The sequence below is a fragment of the Nostoc sp. UHCC 0252 genome, from assembly GCF_034931145.1.
Lineage (GTDB): Bacteria > Cyanobacteriota > Cyanobacteriia > Cyanobacteriales > Nostocaceae > Nostoc.
This window is the reverse complement of record NZ_JAYGHE010000010.1, coordinates 63,238-83,122: the sequence shown is the minus strand read 5'-3', so window position 1 is coordinate 83,122 and position 19,885 is coordinate 63,238. Positions and strand designations below refer to the sequence as shown.

Annotated in this window: 10 protein-coding genes; 9 read left to right on the top strand and 1 reads right to left on the bottom strand. The window is 40.6% G+C overall.

The genetic code is table 11. The annotated features are described in order from the left end of the window. Nucleotides 1–67 precede the first annotated feature (67 nt). The 3 genes from VB732_RS09155 to VB732_RS09145 all read left to right on the top strand — a co-directional run bounded on the left by VB732_RS09155 (nt 68) and on the right by VB732_RS09145 (nt 3,788). Complete coding sequence (locus VB732_RS09155; protein ID WP_323230508.1) at nt 68–1,135, top strand: glycosyltransferase family 4 protein; 1,068 nt, start codon at nt 68–70, stop codon at nt 1,133–1,135. A 36-nt stretch (nt 1,136–1,171) separates the two neighbouring features. After that, nucleotides 1,172–1,978 carry a WecB/TagA/CpsF family glycosyltransferase gene (locus tag VB732_RS09150; RefSeq protein WP_323230507.1) on the top strand — a complete coding sequence of 269 codons (807 nt, stop codon included), beginning with the start codon at nt 1,172–1,174 and terminating at the stop codon, nt 1,976–1,978. 667 nt (nt 1,979–2,645) lie between these two features. Next, nucleotides 2,646–3,788 carry a BMP family ABC transporter substrate-binding protein gene (locus VB732_RS09145; RefSeq protein WP_323230506.1) on the top strand — a complete coding sequence of 381 codons (1,143 nt, stop codon included), beginning with the start codon at nt 2,646–2,648 and terminating at the stop codon, nt 3,786–3,788. Nucleotides 3,789–4,031: 243 nt separating this feature from the next. Here the strand turns inward: VB732_RS09145 and VB732_RS09140 are convergent, their stop codons facing one another. After that, nucleotides 4,032–4,502, bottom strand: coding sequence for a hypothetical protein (locus VB732_RS09140; protein WP_323230505.1), 471 nt, complete (start codon nt 4,500–4,502; stop codon nt 4,032–4,034). Between the two features lie 967 nt (nt 4,503–5,469). Between VB732_RS09140 and VB732_RS09135 the strand changes: the two genes are divergently transcribed. The 6 genes from VB732_RS09135 (at nt 5,470) to VB732_RS09110 (ending at nt 19,841) form a co-directional block, all read left to right on the top strand. Beyond that, nucleotides 5,470–5,655: a hypothetical protein gene (locus VB732_RS09135; RefSeq protein WP_323230504.1), complete on the top strand. Its 186-nt coding sequence runs from the start codon at nt 5,470–5,472 to the stop codon at nt 5,653–5,655. Nucleotides 5,656–5,679: 24 nt separating this feature from the next. Continuing rightward, entirely contained in the window at nt 5,680–6,852 is a 1,173-nt protein-coding gene (locus tag VB732_RS09130) for a 2-isopropylmalate synthase (protein ID WP_323230503.1), read from the top strand. After that, nucleotides 6,836–7,918 (top strand): 3-isopropylmalate dehydrogenase, encoded by a 1,083-nt coding sequence (leuB, locus tag VB732_RS09125; protein ID WP_323230502.1) that lies wholly within the window; start codon nt 6,836–6,838, stop codon nt 7,916–7,918. Before VB732_RS09130 ends, leuB begins: the two co-directional genes overlap by 17 nt. After that, the gene (locus VB732_RS09120) at nt 7,915–9,624 is read left to right on the top strand and encodes an aconitase/3-isopropylmalate dehydratase large subunit family protein (RefSeq protein ID WP_323230501.1); all 1,710 of its coding nucleotides are present in this window, start codon (nt 7,915–7,917) and stop codon (nt 9,622–9,624) included. Before leuB ends, VB732_RS09120 begins: the two co-directional genes overlap by 4 nt. Before the next feature lie 302 nt (nt 9,625–9,926). Beyond that, nucleotides 9,927–16,535 carry a non-ribosomal peptide synthetase gene (locus tag VB732_RS09115; protein WP_323230500.1) on the top strand — a complete coding sequence of 2,203 codons (6,609 nt, stop codon included), beginning with the start codon at nt 9,927–9,929 and terminating at the stop codon, nt 16,533–16,535. A gap of 78 nt (nt 16,536–16,613) precedes the next feature. Then, on the top strand, nt 16,614–19,841 hold the full coding sequence (locus VB732_RS09110; RefSeq protein ID WP_323230499.1) for an amino acid adenylation domain-containing protein: 3,228 nt from the start codon (nt 16,614–16,616) through the stop codon (nt 19,839–19,841). Nucleotides 19,842–19,885 lie beyond the last annotated feature (44 nt).

Sequence of the window (19,885 nt, the reverse complement as noted above, 5' to 3'; positions counted from 1 at the left end):
CATAGTTTAAAAAGGGTATGAATACACATGAATATTTAATAAGTTTAGATACCCCAAACAAGCTCTTATGAGTCCTATAAAAATTACTATGTTAGGCGAAAGCTTAGAGCGGCAAGGTGGGATAGTTTCTGTGCAAAGGCTTATCCTTGAAGAAGCTACTTCAGATATTAAATTTACGCATATTACTACTTTACCCAACGGCTCTGCTTCCCAAAAACTATTAGTTTTTGTACAGGCAATAGGGGAGTTATTTTGGAACTTATTAAATAAAAAAGCCGACCTGATTCACATTCATGTTTCAGATAGAGGCAGCGCTTTTCGTCACTCAATCACTACTGTTATTAGTTGGCTATTTCAAAAACCACTAATTATTCATACTCATAGTGCTGACTTTCATTTATTTTACTCCCAGCTTCCTCAATTTCTTAAGAAATGGCTCAGTTGGTCATTTTGTAAGTGTACCCGTTTTATTGTTTTATCAGATAGCTGGAAAAAATTTTATATAGAAAATCTTGGTTTGAAGCCAGAGCAAGTTATTGTTCTTCCTAACGCGGTAAGAATTCCTGCCCAAATCCCACAACGTTTAGATTCTAACGAGGTATTTTTCTTATTTCTAGGGCGTATTGGTGAACGCAAAGGTGCATTTGATTTAATTCATGCATTCGCTTCTATACCGATTGAAGAGAAAAGTAAAGCAAAGTTGGTGATTGCGGGGGATGGAGATGTAGAAAAAGCTCGTAGTTTAATTCAAAGTCTAAATCTCGTTGACTACATTACTATTTTTGACTGGGTGAACCAAGAAAAACGCGACGAGCTTCTAGCTAAAGCTGATGTATTTGTTTTACCTTCTTATAACGAAGGTTTGCCTATGGCACTACTAGAAGCAATGAGTTGGGGTTTGGCTGTTATAACTACTAAAGTAGGAGGAATACCAGAGGTAGTTACTCAAGACCACAATGGTTTATTAATTAATCCAGGTGAGATTCAACAGTTGTCGGAGGCAATGCAATCTTTAATTGCAGATAAAAATTTGAGAATGCTCCTCGGAAATAATGCAAGGATAAGAGTTAAAGACTTGGATATCAACAATTATCTTGCATCTTTAAAATACATTTATACATCAGCAGTAAGTTGAGATCCATATTTTTAAGGTAATTGATTAACCATAAGCTTGTCTAAAATAGATAGAAAGGAAATAAGAATGCAAATGAAAACTTTCCCTGAAATAAAGTTGTTTAATACAAGAATCCATAAAGTTAAAGTACAAGAATTAATCGATTATTTAGTAGAATCAGTAAAAAGTCCGAAAAAGACAATTGTAGAATATGCAAATGTCAAATCGATGAATTTTGCATACGAAAAATCTTGGTATAGAGATTTTTTAAATAATGCTGATTTAGTATTTTGTGACGGATTTGGTGTATTGTTAGGAGCTAAATTAAGCGGTTATTCCGTGCAATCTTCACATCGGATGACAGCACCAGATTATATAGAAGATTTAGCATTAAAATGTGAAAAAGAAAATGTTTCTTTATTTTTATTAGCTGGCAAACCCGGTATAGTAGATCAAGCAATTACTCAGTTACTATCAATTGCACCTAATCTGCGGATCGAAGGACATCATGGTTATTTTGATAAATCAGGAAAAGAGAATGATTTAGTAATAGAAAAAATTAATGATTTCCAACCAGATATTTTATATATTGGTTTTGGTACGCCATTACAGGAACAGTGGATTTTAGAGAACTTTAATAAAGTTGAAACTCGTGTATTTTTGCCTTTAGGCGCTTGTTTAGATTTCTATACTAACTCTGTATATCGCGGCCCTCGTTGGCTGACTGATAATGGGTTTGAGTGGTTGACACGCTTAGTTACTGAACCTACTCGTTTATGGGATCGTTATATTATAGGTAATCCATTGTTTTTTTATCGTGTACTTAAACAACAAATCACTCAAAGATTAATAGTAAATCGTTGAGGCTAGTTTCTCCAACTTTTTTTATGCTATGGTTGTGACTGGTGAAAAGTCATAGCATAAGCAAGATATAAAAGCAGGTTTAGTTATTTCTAAAACCAAGTTTGTAGTCAACACAGTTAAATTAAGGCTAAGACGCTTTCCCAAGGTGAATTTCTTAACGTAGATGCAAAGCGGTTTGCCGCAGGCTACCGCAAATGACGTTTTAGACAAAGATGCCAAATTAGTTTATTAGGCAAGAGTCTTTGAACTAGTTTATTGCTGCTCTCTGCCTTTGTTTGTAATATTAATTTACTTTATCAATCTGCGATCGCGGTTTTGTCAAAAAGCTGGCTTTAAATATACGCTTTCTGAAAAAATGTTGTGATTGTCTATAATATTATCATTTTTGTAAATTAAAGGGTTTAATACCCCAATCGTAAAAGTAGCTCGGAGCAACGGTTGTTCCAACTCCGCTCGGTTTAAGTCGGGGTTCAAACTCCCGTATCTTCGCGTAGCGTGCTGTAGTAAAAATATCTTTAATGTAAGAATTGTTAATTGCTTTTTTCTCAAGTAAGTTGACGGCAGAAATAAAAAGTTAAGATTAGCTAAATAACTAATCTAAATCGGTCTACCATTAATTATGGGCAATCATAAAAATCTTTTTAACAGATAAACTTATTAATAAAATATGGATCGTCGCAATTTTCTAAAGTATGTCACTTTAGCAGGATCTAGTTTTGCCTTAACGAGTTGTACTCAAGACAAAAATTCCAAATTGCCGGGTGAGATGCTTCCCTCAGCGTCACCTGTGGCAGTAAATGAACCTCTGAAAGTGGGATTTGTTTATCTAGACCCTGTGGGTGATTTTGGTTGGACTTATGCCCATGATTTAGGACGCAGAGATATGGAAGCCAATCTTAACGATAAGGTGAAAACTACCTTTATTGAAAATGTCAACGAAGGTGCTGATGCTGAAAGAGTAATTCGCCAACTAGCATTAGATGGTAACAAGTTGATTTTTACAACTTCCTTTGGGTACATGAACCCAACAATTAAAGTTGCTAAAGACTTTGATGATATTATCTTTGAAAACTGTGCAGGATACAAACGTGCTGCTAATGTTGGCACTTATTTAGGACGCTTTGAAGAACCGCGTTACTTAACCGGCATGATTGCTGGCAAGATGACAAAATCAAATGTAGTTGGTTTTATTGGCGCATACCCAATTCCAGAAGTAATTCGGGGAATAAATGCATTTACTCAAGGAGTAAAACTTACAAATTCCCAAGCAAAAGTTAAGGTACTTTGGGTACAAAGTTGGTACGATCCCGCCAAAGAAAGAGAAGCAGCTATTGCTTTAATCAATTCAGGTGCAGATGTACTAACGCAGCATACCGACTCTGGTGCTGTTGTCCAATTAGCTGAGGAAAAAGGTATTTATGCTTTTGGCTACAACAGTGATATGAATAAGTTTGGTCAAACAACCCATTTGACATCAGTGATTAACAAATGGGGTAAATTCTATACAGATAAAGCTTTGGCTGTAATGAGTAATACTTGGAAATCTCAAAATGTTTGGGATGGGATTGCTGAAGGAATGGTAGATATTTCCCCGATGAATCAGGCGATTTCTGCGGATGTGCAACAACTGGTGAATGCGAAGCGGGATGAGTTTATTCAGGGTAATGCACATCCTTTTGATGGGCTAGTGAAAGATCAAAAAGGGGTGGTGCGAGTACCCAAGGGTAAGGTGCTGGACGATCGCGGACAACTGGCGATGGATTGGTATGTCGAGGGAATTGAAGGGTCTATTCCTCAGAATAAATTATAGTCAGTAATTCAATACGGTTAGCGATCGCGTAGCTTGCTTCCCCATCAAAATAAGGAAATCAAAGAGGTTATCGCACTAATACTTACAACTTTGACAAGTGGTTGTCAAAAAAGCGATCCGGCTGCAAATGCTCAAAACCCTCCACCATCGCCGATGAAGAGTGCTGAGTTCCAAGTGCTGAGTGGGTAAAAGGTCACGCTACAACCCCAAACTCAAGGCCGGATCAAGTACAGATCCAAAAAATTACTGAACTGTTACTTTAAAAATTTCCTTCAAACTTTCTGGCTGTGTTACTGCCAAATATTGAGCCGACATTTCTGGTGTGAGTAGTTCTATCATCACTTTGTTTTCTAACCAGAACTCCATAACATCAAAAAAAGAGTCGCGGTTACAACGTAATACTCTCCAGCCTTCTCGTTTACCAATCAACTCAATTTTTTCTTGGCTAGAAGAAACTGAGATTGCTGCATGAGTAGCTGTAAACCCAGAAGATGTGGCATTTTCTGCAAATGTACACTGGTTATCTCCTTCACCAGGCATTAGCTGAGTTTTTAATGGATAAACTTCAATCCCCGTTCCATGTTCGTCAAGGGGAAAAACCATATAGCTGCCAGGGTTAGGGAAAAAGGGAAAAGCTTGACCATTCAAAACTTCAGCTAGAACTTCGGCAACGTGCTGCGGGTTGTTAACAGAAATAGATATGTGATGAATCATACTTAATTACCTCGTACCCCATAATCATGACGGGGTTTATAAATTTTTTGGTTTGTGGAGTGCTTACCTTCCACGAGTAGCTTGATTATTTCTCATCGCATTTTGATTAAATTATGCACAGAGAAAAAAATTATTTGTCACTGATTCGCGCTAATACCATTTCACGAAAAATCTGATCCAGATGTAATATCATGTCCGGCTAATTAGTTATAATTCTCACATCTGTGCAAAAAGCGGGAAACCCTCTTTCCCCCTGCTCCCCGCCCCCTGCCCCCCTGCGGTCTTAATTGATAAGTCTTTAACCGGACATGATATAACCCCTGAAAGCTTTCCTACGTCTAACGCTCTTTTATGACTCTGATGAGAGAAAAAAATGTAGGTTGGGTTGAACTTTAGTGAAACCCAACAAAACCAAGGATTTTTCGTGTTGGGTTTTGTTCCTCAAACGCCACAGTCCTATATACGCTCTTGTCTATGCAAGCCAATTGGCTTGTATAATTGCGATTTGACATCCCAGGGTGGATTCGTTCACCATTCATAATGACAATTGTCTAACTTAGCTGCAAAAAATTTACAAATTCTCATTATTATTTATTAACTATTTTAAATATTTTAATTATCCACTTAACTGTCTTAACTGTCTTAACTGTCTTAATTTTTAACTATCTTAACCTCTTAACTTTCTTAACTGTCTTAACTGTCTATTTAATCATTGACTTACCTGGGTTTAACTGCTGTTGCATTTTTTTGATAAATCTGAGACTATTTGTAGGGCTAACTTATAGACCTTAAGTAAAAAGAGCTAATTAATCTATTTGTGGAAAATTTTAAAAGTTAAAAGCATTCATTTATAGGGCTTACGAACTTTCAATTACGAGTAATATAAATAGATAAAAAACTCGGATTTTATTGGATTCTAGTATTTTCTAAAAACTAAATTTAATTTGCTGTTGGAGATTAAACTCTTGTGTCAAATAATGTATATAGCCAATCATTATTAACATTTGATGGCAAAGATGATTACATAGATTTTGGTAAAAAAGATTTTGGCGGTGTTTTTGCTCAGGGAAGTTCAGCCTTTACCATTTCGGGATGGGTGAATCCTCATGAGCTAACAAATATCGATGAGTTGTGTGAAATTTTATCTAAATAAATCTTATATGAGATAAGTAAAACAATGGAAACCCTTCCCATCAAAATTTACGATGACACGCTGCGAGATGGAGAACAACAAGCAGGTTTATTTTTCTCTTACCAAAATAAACAAAAACTCGCCCATTTAATTGCTCAGACGGGAGTTGATGGAGTCGACATTATGCCCTGTGTATGTGAGCAAGAAGCTGAACTGGCTAAAACACTAGTATCAGAGGGTTTAGAGATTTTTTCGGCTACTTTGATGAATAGGCAGTTTATTGATCTAGCCAAAGACTGCGGAGTTAAGCGAATCATCCTTATCTATGCCGTTTCCGATCGACTACTGTTTTTACGAGATCCGCAAATCAGGCAGGTGAAAGAGTTTAAAGGGAAAACCATTGATGACGATATCTCCGGTAATGTCATCGAGCAAATTCGCCAAAATGCTATCGATGTAATTGCGGAACATTTGCATTATGCAACTGCGATCGCGGGATTGAGAGTAGATTTTGCCGCAGAGGATGCTTCTAGAGCCGATTTTGATTTTTTAGTGCAATGTATCCGCTCCTTTAGCCCTTATATTGAAAACTTCATTCTCTGTGATACGGTGGGGATTCTCACTCCAGAAAAGAGCTATATCTGGGTTAACGACCTGCTCCAATCCACGACAGGGGTGGCTTTTGGGGTACACTACCACAATGATATGGGCATGGCACTCGAAAATACCCTCCAATCTCTCTTGGCTGGAGCAACTTTAGTATCAGGTACGTTTTGCGGCATTGGAGAACGTGCGGGAAATATTCCCATTGAGCAGGTATTGAATGGGTTGCGAGTGCGCTTTGGAATTGAAGTCAAGGGCATTAACTATGATGCGATCGCACCTGTGACTGATTACATTGAAAAATTAGGAGTTCGCCCAGCCCCTCCTTACTCTCGAACTTCTCAATCTCATGAAACGGGGACTCATGTCAATTGTTTGTTTTCAGACCCCAACAGCTTTGCAATTTTTCCTCACGGCAGTATAGACGTTGTATTTGGCAAATGGAGTGGAGCTAGTAATTTTCAATATCTGTTTGAAAAGCAAATGCACAATCCTCAACCCAGAACGCAATACGAGAAAATGCGCTCAGTAATCAAATCTCTTGCTGTTGAACAAGAACGCTATTTTACAGCCAACGAAGTATTGGAGTTATGGAAAAATGGAGTCTTTAAGTAAGCGATCCTATCGGATTGCTGGTATTCCAGGGGAAGGAATTGGGCCAGAAGTTGTGGAAGCTTCCTTAAAAATTCTCCAAAGTGTCGCTCAAATTGAAGGATTTATCTTACAGGTAGATTATGGTTGGCTTGGTGCAACTGCCTTAGAGCAGTTTGGTAGTTACTTCCCTCAAGCCACCGCTCAACTATGCGATGGAGCCGATGGGATTGTATTTGGTGCTGTTAGTCAAGGGGGATTATTAGAACTGCGAAAGCATTTTGACTTTTTTTGCAATCTTCGCCCCATCCGTAGCGTTGAAAGTCTTCTGCATAAATCTAGTCTCCGGCCAGAGAAAGTTGAAGGACTCGATATCCTGATTATTCGAGAACTAGTCAGTGGCATCTATTTTGGCCCATCTGGACGAGCTTCAGATGACCAGGGAACTTACGGATATCATACGATGCGCTATTACGATGAAGAAATTCGTCGGATCGCTCGTAAAGCATTACAGCAAGCCCAAAACCGCAGAGGATTACTCACCGTAGCCCATAAAGAAAATGCCTTGCCCCATCTGCCTTGGACTCGTTTAGTGCAAGAAGAAGCTAGAGAGTTTCCCGATGTTGTTATTGAACCAATGCTGGTGGATAACTTAGCCATGCTTATGGTTCTGAATCCACAACGGTTTGATGTGATTTTGGCGGGAAATTTATTTGGAGATATTCTCAGCGATATTGGCGGTGCATTAGTTGGTTCCATCGGCTTATTAGGATCGGCCAGCCTAAACGCTGACGGATTTGGTCTATACGAAGCCATTCATGGTACAGCCCCAGACATTGCAGGTTTAGGAATTGCTAATCCTTTGGGAACTCTCGCAGCCTGCGTTTTAATGCTTCAGCAATGGGGAGAAGTGCAGGCTGCCCAACGGATTATCCAAGCACAAGACCGAATTTTAGCCAAAGGATACCGCACAGCCGATTTGTCTCCTCAAGGAGAAGAAATTTTGGTCAACACTCAAACCTTAGTTGACCTTTTATTAGAAGAAATTTCAGTTGGGGAATATTCGGAATTAGGAGCTATCTATGCATGAGTAACACAAATAAAGTTTTGCATCTGGGAGATGATATTAATACTGATGATATTATTCCGGCTAATCGGGCCACAACAGATGACCCTGAATATTTAAAACAGTATGCTTTAGAACACCTGATTGGCGAAGGTGAACTGCAAAAATATGATGTGATTGAAGCCGGAGAAAATTTCGGCTGTGGTTCTAGCCGAGAAGTTGCCCCCATTGCTCTCCAAGCTGCGGGAATTAAGAAGATTCGGGCGCGATCCTTTGCAGAGATTTTTTATCGCAATAGTATCAATATTGGACTTTCCCTAGAAATTTTTGGGGAAAAAGAGCAAAATCCAGTAGTTGATGCGATCGCAACAGCAGGTGGGCTAATGGCTTTTAATCAGATGCGTCGTCATGGTCAGATTACCATTCCTCGCAGCCTGACATCTACTAGACCCATGACTTTAGTAGAAAAACTCTTAGCTAAAGCCTCCGGTAATTCCTACGTCAAACCGGGAGAGGTGGTTTTTGCCCAAATCGATTTAGCTTTATCCCACGATGCTGTAGCTGGCCCTGTGGCTAAAACATTTTATAAACACTTTGGCGAAGAGGCAAAGTTATGGGACTCCCAACGAGTGGTTTTGGTAGCAGATCACTTTATCCAAGTTAACGACATCCGTCCAGATAACAAAGCCCATCTGATGTACGAACAGATGGTTAAGTTTGCCCAAGACCAAGAATGCCACTTATTTGATGTGGTTTCCCCAGGTGAAGCAGCAGGTATTTGTCACGTTTTACTCCCAGAAAAAGGATTTGTCCGGCCAGGAATGGTGATTGCTGGTACAGATTCCCATACCTGCACCTACGGGGCATTAGGGGCCTTCTCTACGGGCGTAGGTACGACAGATATGGCGAATATTTATGCCACAGGAGATATGTGGATTCGGGTTCCCCAAACTTTAGTATTTGAGTTGTCTGGAACCTTACCTTCTAAAATCAGTGCCAAGGATATTATTCTATTTATTTTGGGACAAATCGGCTGTGCTGGCGCTACCAGTAAGGTAATGGAATTTAGAGGTTCAATCCTCACCCAACTACCATTTGATGAACGGTTAACTCTCGCTAATATGGCAGTTGAGTGTGGCGCAATATGTGGTTTAATCGTTCCTGATGAGGTAACACGTGAATATGTAAAAAACCGTAGTTCTCAAGAATTTGAAGAAATTAGTGGGGATGCTGATGCTGAGTATGAAAGGATTTATGAGTTTGACCTCAGCGATTTAGAACCACAAGTTGCACGTCCTCCAAAACCGGATCAGGTAGTAGGTATTAGTCAATTAGAAGATATTCCGATTACCAAAGCCTTTATTGGCTCTTGTACTGGCGGAAAACTTTATGATTTGGCTCAGGCTGCGGAAGTTTTGAACGGTCGCCACCTAGCAGACGGTGTAAACTTGTTTATTGTACCTGCAACCATTGAAATTCGAGATCAAGCTCAAGAGTTGGGCTATCTCGACATTTTTGAACAAGCAGGGGCGCAGATTCTCAAAACAGGTTGTGGGGCTTGTATCAATTCTGGATTGGGAGTTTTAGCAAAAGAAGAAACAGGCATTTATGCAACCAATCGCAATTTTAAAGGACGCAGTGGCGATCCAACGGGCAAAAATTATTTAGCCTCACCTAGAACAGTGGCTATATCTGCCGTTAATGGAAAAATTAGCGATCGCTTGAATTAAAGACTGAACTACTTATCTAGCCTTGTGTAGATTCTAATACCAATTCTGTATAAAGATGCGCTAAACCGTATTTAAGTACAAGGAAGAATGGCACTAAGTTAATCTGAAAGGTAAGCGGCGTAGGGATTGCAGAGGGGAATTTCTAAATATCTGAACGCAATGCCTAAAATTTCTTCTTTCTCCCCTGCTCCTCCGCTCCTCCGCTCCTCTGCACCCCTGCAACCTCTTAACCCTAAAAAGGCATTATCTCAGATCATCTAAATAGATTATTAGGAAAATATCGCAATTTATATACTAATTTTATGGAAAACATTATTATCAACAACTCTACTCAGTCTCTTCATAATAATTCTGCTTTAACTGAACAGGAGCTACACAAAATATTAGTTGAATGGAATGATACGAGAACAGATTACTCCAAGGATCTATGCATACATGAATTATTTGAAGCACAAGTAGAAACAACTCCAGAGGATATTGCTGTTGTTTTCAAAGAACAACAACTTACTTATCAAGAGTTAAACCACCGAGCCAATAAAATAGCATATTATCTACAAGCTTTGGGTGTAGGTTCAGAGGTGCTGGTAGGGATTTGCGTTGAGCGATCGCTAGAAACGATTGTAGGAATGTTGGGCATCCTCAAAGCGGGTGGAGCTTATGTACCTCTAGATCCAACGTATCCCAAAGAGCGGCTATCGTTCATGCTCTCAGATTCGCAAGTCCAGGTGGTGTTAACTCAACAAAAATTCGTGGAAGGGTTGGCTACAAACGGGGCGAAGTTGGTTTGTCTAGATAGTGACTGGGAATTAATTAACCACCATCAAGAGAATCCTACTAGCAACACCACGGCTGAAAATCTGGCTTATGTCATTTACACCTCTGGTTCTACAGGAACACCAAAGGGAGTAGCTGTACCGCATCGGGCTGTCAATCGGCTAGTATGCAACACTAACTACGTAAACTTTGTGCCTAGTAATCGCGTTGCTCAAGCCTCAAATACTTCATTTGATGCAGCTACATTTGAAATCTGGGGATCTCTCTTGCACGGGGCTAGGCTGGTGATAATTCCTCAAGATGTTGTGCTTTCGCCGCAGAAGTTTGCAGCATACATCTGTGAACAAGGCATTAGCGTATTATTTTTGACGACAGCCTTATTTAATCAGTTAGCCAGCGTTGTCCCCCAGGCATTTAAAAACCTACAACACTTACTATTTGGAGGCGAGGCTGTAGATCCAAAGTCAGTGAAAGTGGTTTTAAGAAATGGAGCGCCACAGCGATTACTGCACGTTTACGGGCCGACTGAAAGCACAACATTTGCTTGTTGGTATCTAGTACAAGATATTCCAGAAGGGGCTACAAATGTGTCGATTGGTCGCCCAATTTCCAATACACAAATTTATATACTAGACTCTGAACTTCAACCAGTTCCAGTTGGTACTCCTGGCGAATTATATATTGGTGGCGATGGCTTGGCCAGAGGCTATCTGAATCGTCCAGAGTTAACCGAGGAAAAATTTATCTCCAATCCGTTTGAGGAGTTAGGAGGGAGTAGATTATACAAGACTGGTGATTTAGCCCGTTTCTTACCAGATGGCAATATTGAGTTTATTGGGCGAGTTGATAATCAAGTGAAGATTCGCGGCTTCCGCATTGAACTAGGAGAAATTGAGGCGCTTTTGAGTCAACATTTTGATGTACAGCAGGCTGTGGTAATCGCCCGTGAAGACATCCCTGGTGATAAGCGTCTTGTTGCTTATATTGTTCCTAAACAAAAAGTTGATTTAAGCGTCAATACTCTCAAAGGCTTTCTTCAAGAAAAACTGCCCCACTACATGATGCCAGCAGTCTTTGTGATTCTCGACTCCTTGCCCCTTACTCCCAATGGTAAAGTTGATCGTCGGAATCTTCCAGCCTGCGATCGCACCCGCCCCGATCTTGAAGAACGCTTTGTTGCGCCTCGTAACCCAGTTGAGGAAAAGTTAGCTGCGATTTGGGCTGAATTACTAGGGCTTGATCTGATTGGAGTCAATGATAATTTTTTCTATCTGGGTGGACATTCGCTAATTGCAACTCAGATGCTTTCTCGCGTGCGCGAAGTTTTCCCAGTCGAGTTATCCTTTGGGCAAATCTTTGAAAACCCTGCGATCGCAAGTTTAGCTCAACTGCTCACCCAAGGTAATCAAGAACAACACGAGCAACGTCTGGCCATAAGAAGAATTCCCCATGAGGGACTATTGCCAGTTTCCTTTGCTCAAGAGCGAGTGTACTTCATTCAGCAATTAGCGCCGGAAAATAGTGCTTACCAATTCCAAGCAAAGATACTATTTCGAGGTCAGCTTGATGTCACAGTCTTACACCAATGTCTTGATGAGATTGTGCAGCGTCATGAAATTTTCCGCACAACTTATCCGGCAGTAAATGGTAGGCTATTTCAGGTAATTAACCCACACGAACCAATTAGTTTTAAAGTAATTGACCTCCAGGCATTCCCAGAATCTGAGCAAGCAGCCGAGGCTCAAAAGCTATGTGAGGCAGAAGTGCAGCAGCCCTTCGATATGAATCAGCTACCCCTGGTGAAGTGGGTTTTATTAAAGTTGAGTGAACAAGAACATGAATTGATCCACATTGAGCATCACATGGCTCATGATGGTTGGTCATTCAATGTGTTTTTGGGTGAGTTGCTGGAACTTTATCCAGCCTTCTGTGCCGGTAAACCTTCCCCACTAACTGAACCAAGGTTGCAATTTGCAGACTTTGCCCATTGGCAGCGTGAATGGGTGAATACCGCAGAAGCTCAAGCGCAATTAAGCTATTGGCAGCAAAAATTATCAGGTAGTTCGCCCCTGTTAGAATTACCCTACGATCGCCCACGACCGACGGAACAAACTTACAATGGCGATCAAGTCAGAATGGAACTTCCCAGCGATTTGTGCGAATCCCTGAGAGTTATGAGTCGTCAAGCCGGTGCAACTTTATTTATGACGATGCTGGGAGCTTTTCTAGTTCTCTTGCACAGATACACAAAGCAAGATGATATTAGCATCGGGACTGCGGTTGCCAATCGACGGATGCAGGAAATAGAAAAGTTAATTGGCATGATTGTCAATAACTTGGTGTTACGCACCGATTTATCAGGTAATCCCACATTTCGGGAATTACTCGACCGCGTGCGTCAAGTGACACTCGAAGCTTACGCTAACGAGGACTTACCTTTTGATAAAGTGGTAGACGTTCTCAAGCCAATACGCAACTTGAGTTACAATCCCCTGTTTCAAGTAATGTTCAGCTTCCATGATTCCGCTATGCCGGATTTGAGTCTGCCAGGTTTGGACATCAGTTTGCATGAACCTATCAGTAATAAATCTGCAAAGTTTGATCTAGATTTTCTCGTCATACCGCGTTTTGAACAAAGCGTGCAGAACGGTGCTAAAAGGGGAGCAAAAGGAATCACCTTAGTTTTAGAATACAATAGCGATCTTTTTGATGCTGCCACAATCCAACAAATGCTAGAGCAGTATCAAAAGTTACTAAAAGGAATTGTAGCGAATCCAGAGCAGCGAATTTCCGAATTACCACTGCTAACGCAGACTCAGCAGCAATTATTGGTGGAATGGAATCAAACTCACCGAGAGTATTCCTCAATTAAATGTGTGCATGAGTTATTTGCAGCCCAAGTGGAGTTAACTCCCGATGCTGTAGCTATTCAGCAAGAAGGTCAACAATTAACTTACCGCCAATTGAGCGATCGCGCCAATCAATTAGCCCACTATCTCCAAAGTTTAGGAGTGAAAGCAGAAACGCTAGTTGGTATCTGCGTTGAGCGTTCCCTAGAAATGATTGTCGGCTTACTTGGCATTCTCAAAGCTGGGGGTGCATACATTCCCCTCGATCCTGCCTATCCCAAAGAGCGATTAACTGACATTCTTGAAGATACGCAATTGGATATTTTGCTGACTCAAGCAAGATTTCAGGACAAACTAGCAGATTATCCCGGAACAAAGATTTGTTTAGATAGCGACTGGGGAATAATTGCTCGACAAAATACAAGCAACCCGATTAGTGACGTTCAACTTGATAACCTTGCCTACATTATTTATACCTCTGGTTCTACGGGAAAACCGAAAGGGGTTATGGTTGAACAGCGATCGCTAATAAATTTCGTCATGACTGCTACTCATGAATATGGAATTAATGCAGGCGATAAGATTCTCCAATTTGCATCTATTTGCTTTGATACATCCATTGAAGAAATCTTTCCTTGTCTTTTAGTAGGTGCAACATTAGTACTACGTACCCAACAGATATTGCACTCTAGCAATGAGTTTTGGCGGTGTTGCCGAGAATGGCAGTTGACTGTTTTGGATCTTCCTACAGCGTACTGGCATCAATTAGTAACAGAACTTACTCATGAAGACTCCCGCATTCCTGAAAGTCTTAGGGTTGTGATTATTGGGGGAGAAGAAGCTCAACTAGAAAAAGTTAAGCATTGGCACAGTAGTATTGCTCATTTTCCCCAGCCACCGCAATTATTTAATAGTTACGGCCCGACGGAAGCAACGGTTGTAACCACTTTAGATTGCTTAACCCCAGCAGCCACCTCTGTTAGCATTGGACGACCTATCAGCAATATTCAGGTTTATGTTTTAGATCAATATCTGCAAGCAGTACCGATTGGAGTTCCCGGAGAACTGTACATTAGCGGAGCAGGTTTAGCTAGAGGATATTGGCAACGCCCAGAACTCACATCTGAGAAATTTATTGAGAATCCATTGATTAATTTCGGATTAGGTAACGAGCAAAATCCCAAATTAGATCGTCTTTACAAAACTGGTGACTTAGCACGATTTCGCGCAGATGGCAACCTAGAATATCTCGGTCGAGTTGACAATCAGGTAAAGATTCGCGGCTTCCGCATCGAGTTAGGAGAAATTGAGACGCTGTTACGCCAACATCCCCAGGTATTTCAGACTGTCGTGATTGCCCGTGAAGACATCCCTGGACAAAAGCGCCTTGTGGCTTATGTTGTCTTGCACGAACAGCAACCAAATACTGATGAACTGCGCGATTTCCTCAAGCAGAAACTGCCGAATTATATGGTTCCCTCGGCTTTCGTGCTGCTAGAGGCGCTACCGATGACACCCAACTGCAAAGTAGATTACCGCGCTTTACCAGCCCCTGATCTTTCTCGAAATGCAGAAAATAACTTTGTTGCTCCCCAAACCCTGATAGAAGAGAAATTAGCGGCGATTTGGTCAGAAATCTTGCGACTAGAACAAGTTGGCATTCATGATAACTTTTTTGAACTGGGTGGAGATTCGATTCTCAGCATTCAGGTAATTTCTCGTGCCCAGCAAGCAGGAATCCAAATTATCCCCAAACAGTTATTTCAATACCAAACTATTGCTGAGTTAGCTGCTGTGGCGGGTATAACTTGCCAAGTTACAGCTGAACAAGGATTAGTCACTGGCAAAGTGGCGCTGACACCGATCCAACAGTGGTTTTTCGAGCAGAAATTGCCGGAACCTGATTACTTTAACCAGTCAGTGTTACTGGAAGTATCGCCAAACTTGCAACCAGGGTTATTACAGAAAGTGGTGCAGCAATTGTTACTGCATCATGATGCTTTACGTTCGCGCTTTGCACGTCTCCCCTTGGGAGAATCGCGGTTTTTGCAAAAAGGGAAAAACTGGCAGCAGTTTAACACCGTTCCCCAGGAAACAGTGCCATTTAGCGTAATCAATTTGTCGCACCTGTCGCCAGCAGAACAACAAACAGCAATGAAAGCTGCGGATGCTGAACTTCAAGCTAGTCTGAATTTATCTACTGGAGCGATCGCACAAGTAACACTATTTCAATTAGGTAACGATCGACCTGATTGCTTAATATTTATCATCCATCATTTAGCAGTCGATGCTATTTCGTGGCGGATTTTGCTAGAAGATTTGGCTACAGCTTACCAACAAATCAGTCGTGGTGAAGCGATTAAATTACCAGCGAAGACAACTTCGTTTCAATATTGGAGCGATCGCTTGGTAGAATATGCCCAATCAGATGCGATCGCTGCTGAGTTAGATTACTGGCTAGGTGAGTCTAGTTTTCAAGTTACTCCACTACCAAAAGACTATCTTGCATCTGACGACAACACAATCGCTTCCGCCGCTTCTGTATCCCTTTCTTTAACTGAAGAACAAACTCGCGCCCTTTTGCAGGATGTCCCTGGAACCTACAACACTCAAATTAATGATGTGTTGCTGACAGCTTTAGTGCAAAGCTTTGCCCAATGGACGGGAGAAAATTCACTACTGGTTGACTTGGAAGGTCATGGAAGGGAAGATTTGTTTGAAGATGTGGATTTGTCGCGTACTGTTGGCTGGTTTACCACTTTATTCCCAGTTCGGTTACAGCTAGCAGAAATTGAGCATCCTGGAGAGGCTTTAAAGTTAGTCAAAGAACAACTACGGCGCATTCCCAACCGAGGTATTGGTTATGGGGTATTGCGTTATTTGCGGCGGGATGATCTCAGAATACAAGCGCTACCTCAAGCACAAGTTAGTTTTAACTACCTTGGACAGTTTGATCAAGTGCTTAAAGCTTCCGAGGCGTTAGGTTTAGCTAAAGAAATGAAAGCGCAACAAAGTGCAATTAATAAGCGCAGCCATCTGTTAGGAATAAGCGGATTCATTCGCGCCGGCAAATTGGAGATGACTTGGGCTTACAGCGATCAAATTCATCAACAAGCCACCATTGAACGTTTAGCTTTTGGGTTTATTGCAGCATTAAAAACTCTAATTACTCACTGTCAGTCGAAAGAAGCTAAAGGCTATACACCCTCGGACTTTTCGGCCGCTAAACTCAATCAAAAACAGCTTGATAAATTCTTATCTAAAGTCAATAAGAATAAAACGAAATAGTCATTTGTCATTTGTCATTGATTATTTCTCCCCAATCCCCAATCCCCAGTCCCCATCCATTCCCAATCCCCAATCCCCATGAACAATATCGATGATCTTTATGAACTTTCGCCAATGCAGCAGGGGATGCTGTTTCATACCCTTTATGCACCAGAATCGGAAGTCTATTTTGAGCAGTTGCTTTGCATCCTCTCTGGAGAATTAAATTTTTCTGCCTTCCAGCTAGCTTGGAAGCAGGTTGTGGCGAGACATCCAGTTTTACGCAGTTCTTTTTATTGGGAAGAGATAGAAAAACCCTTGCAAATGGTAAGTAAGCAAGTGGATCTTCCGTGGGAAGAACTGGATTGGCGTAATTTCACAGCCGATGAACAGCAACAACATCTAGCAGATTTTTTGAAATGCGATCGCCAAAAAGGATTGGATCTTGCTGAATCTCCCTTAATGCGCTTCACTCTAATTTATCTAGGGAAGCAGACTTATCAATTTATTTGGAGTCATCATCATATCCTTTTTGATGGCTGGTCGATGCAGATTATCTTGAAAGAAGTTTTAGCTTTCTATGAGGCTAATCATCGAAGCGAATCTTTACGCCTTAAACCTTCTCGTCCTTATCGAGATTATATTCATTGGTTGCAACAACAAGATATTGCTCAAGCAAAAAACTTTTGGCAAAAAACTCTTCAGGGATTTGAGGTTCCTATCTTAATTGGAAATAGGGGACAGGGAATAGGGAATAGGGAACAGGGAACATATAACGAGGAGCATTTTCAGTTATCTCAAACGGTAACTGAGAAATTGCAATATGCTGCTCGACAACACCATTTAACTTTGAATAATTTGGTGCAAGGTGCTTGGGCATTATTACTTTCCCGTTACAGTGGAGAAAGTGATGTAGTTTTTGGTGCAACTGTATCCGGCCGCCCACCGAATTTTGAGAATGTAGACTCGATGGTGGGGTTATTTATTAACACTCTCCCCATCCGGTTACAAGTCGATGGCAAAACAGAATTATTATCCTGGCTGAAGCATTTACAAACTCAACAATTTGAACAAGAACAGTATGCTTATTTTTCCCTAGCAGAAATTCAAAAAATAAGTGATGTTCTTGCCGGAATGCCATTATTTGAAAGTATTCTAGTATTTGAAAATTATCCGCTAGATTCTGCTGAAGAAAAAACGAAAAAAGCTTTAGAAATTAGTGATATCTGCTGTTTTGAACGGACGAATTACCCTCTAACGGTGGTTGTGAATCCTCAATCACAATTGTCTGGAAGGATTGTTTATGATACAAAGCATTTTGAGCAACAAACAATTACCCGGATGATTGGACATTTCCAAACACTGTTAGCAGGGATGGCAGCTAATTTACAACAATGTATTTCTGAAATATCCATGCTCAGTGCAGCCGAAGAAAAAGAATTAGTGCTGCAAGAAAATCATCAAAATATAGATTCTATTGAATATAAATGTATTCATATTTTATTTGAAGAACAGGTAGAAAAAACTCCTGATGCAGTCGCAGTTGTATATGAAAAAGAACATTTAACTTATCGGGAGTTGAACAACCGCGCCAATCAATTAGCCCATTATTTACAAGCGCTGGGAGTTAAACCAGAAGTACGGGTGGGAATTTGTGTCGAGCGATCGCTTTTAATGGTGATAGGAATACTGTCTATCCTTAAGGCGGGTGGGGCTTATGTACCGCTAGATCCTGCTTATCCTTCAGAAAGATTGGCGTTCATGATGGCAGATGTACAAATGCCCATCTTGCTAACACAAACTAAGTTACAAAATAGACTCCCACTCAATAATCAAACTGTGCTTAATCTTGATTCAGATTGGGAAAAAATTGCCCAATATCAAGAATATAATTTACACAGTGAAGTTAAGCCAGAAAATTTAGCTTTTATAATTTACACATCTGGCACGACGGGAACACCCAAGGGAACAGAAGTTATTCATCGAAGCATTATTGGTTTGATGTGCGGGGTTGATTACATTCAGTTTGATGCAGAACAAATTTTTCTGCAACATTCATCAATTTTCTGGGATATGCTAGCTTGGGAACTTTGGACACCTTTAGTTTACGGTGGGCGTTGTGTGCTTTATCCAGAAAAAATTCCCACACCTGAAGGCTTAAGCCAGATTATTCAAGAACAAAAAGTTAACATCCTATTTCTGACTACAGCTTTATTCAATCTCATGATTGACACAATGCCGGAAGGATTGTCAGAAATTAAACAACTGATGTTTGGGGGAGAGTCAGTTTCTGTACCTCATGTTCGTCGCGCTTTAGAACTATTGCCGGGAACACAAATACTTCATGGCTATGGCCCGTGTGAATGTACAGTAATTACCTCTTGTTACACAATTCCTAAACAAATCGCTGAAAACATCTATTCAATCCCCATTGGAAAACCTATTGGCGATAGGACAGTTTACATCCTAGATGAGAATTTACATAGAGTTCCAATTGGTGTTCCTGGTGAACTCTATGTGGGTGGAGCGAGTGTTGCTAGAGGTTACTTAAATCAACCAATATTAACTCGTGAAAAATTTATTGCTAATCCTTTTATCGAGGGAGATACACTTTACAAAACCGGAGATTTAGTCCGCCGTCTCCCTGATGGAAATTTGGAATTTATCGGTCGAATTGATACACAAGTAAAAATTCGCGGTTTTCGGATTGAATTAGCAGAAATTGAAGCGATTTTAATTCAACATCCAGATATAAAGCAACTCGTAGTTATTGCACGGGAAGATGAACCTGGAAACAAGTATTTAGTGGCTTATCTCGTTACTAAAGATCATCAAGTGAGTCCTAGTACCCTGCGAAACTTCCTCAAGACAAAGCTACCTGACTACATGATTCCTAGCACATTCGTTTTTCTAGAGGTATTCCCCCTCACACCTAATGGTAAAATCAATCGCCGCGCCTTGCCTACCCCAGATACTTCCCAAAGAAGTGTAGAAGTTGATTTTGTTGCTCCTTCTACAGCCACTGAACAAGAATTAGCCATGATTTGGGCTGAAATTTTACGATTAAAACAAATTGGGATTCATGATAACTTCTTTGAGTTGGGAGGACATTCTTTATTGGCAACTCAAGTAATATCCCGATTAAGAGAAGCCTTTTCTCTAGATTTCCCTCTGCGTTACTTGTTTGAAAATCCAACCATTGCGGAACTATCTCAAAAAGTAATTGCTCAACAAATTGAACAAGCGGAAGATGATGATTTAGCAGAAATTCTAGCAGAGGTTGATCAATTATCAGAGGCTGAAGTGACGCAGCAATTGCTTTTGTGAGTTTTTTAAACGCAAAGGTACGCGGAGGAAACGCAAAGGTACGC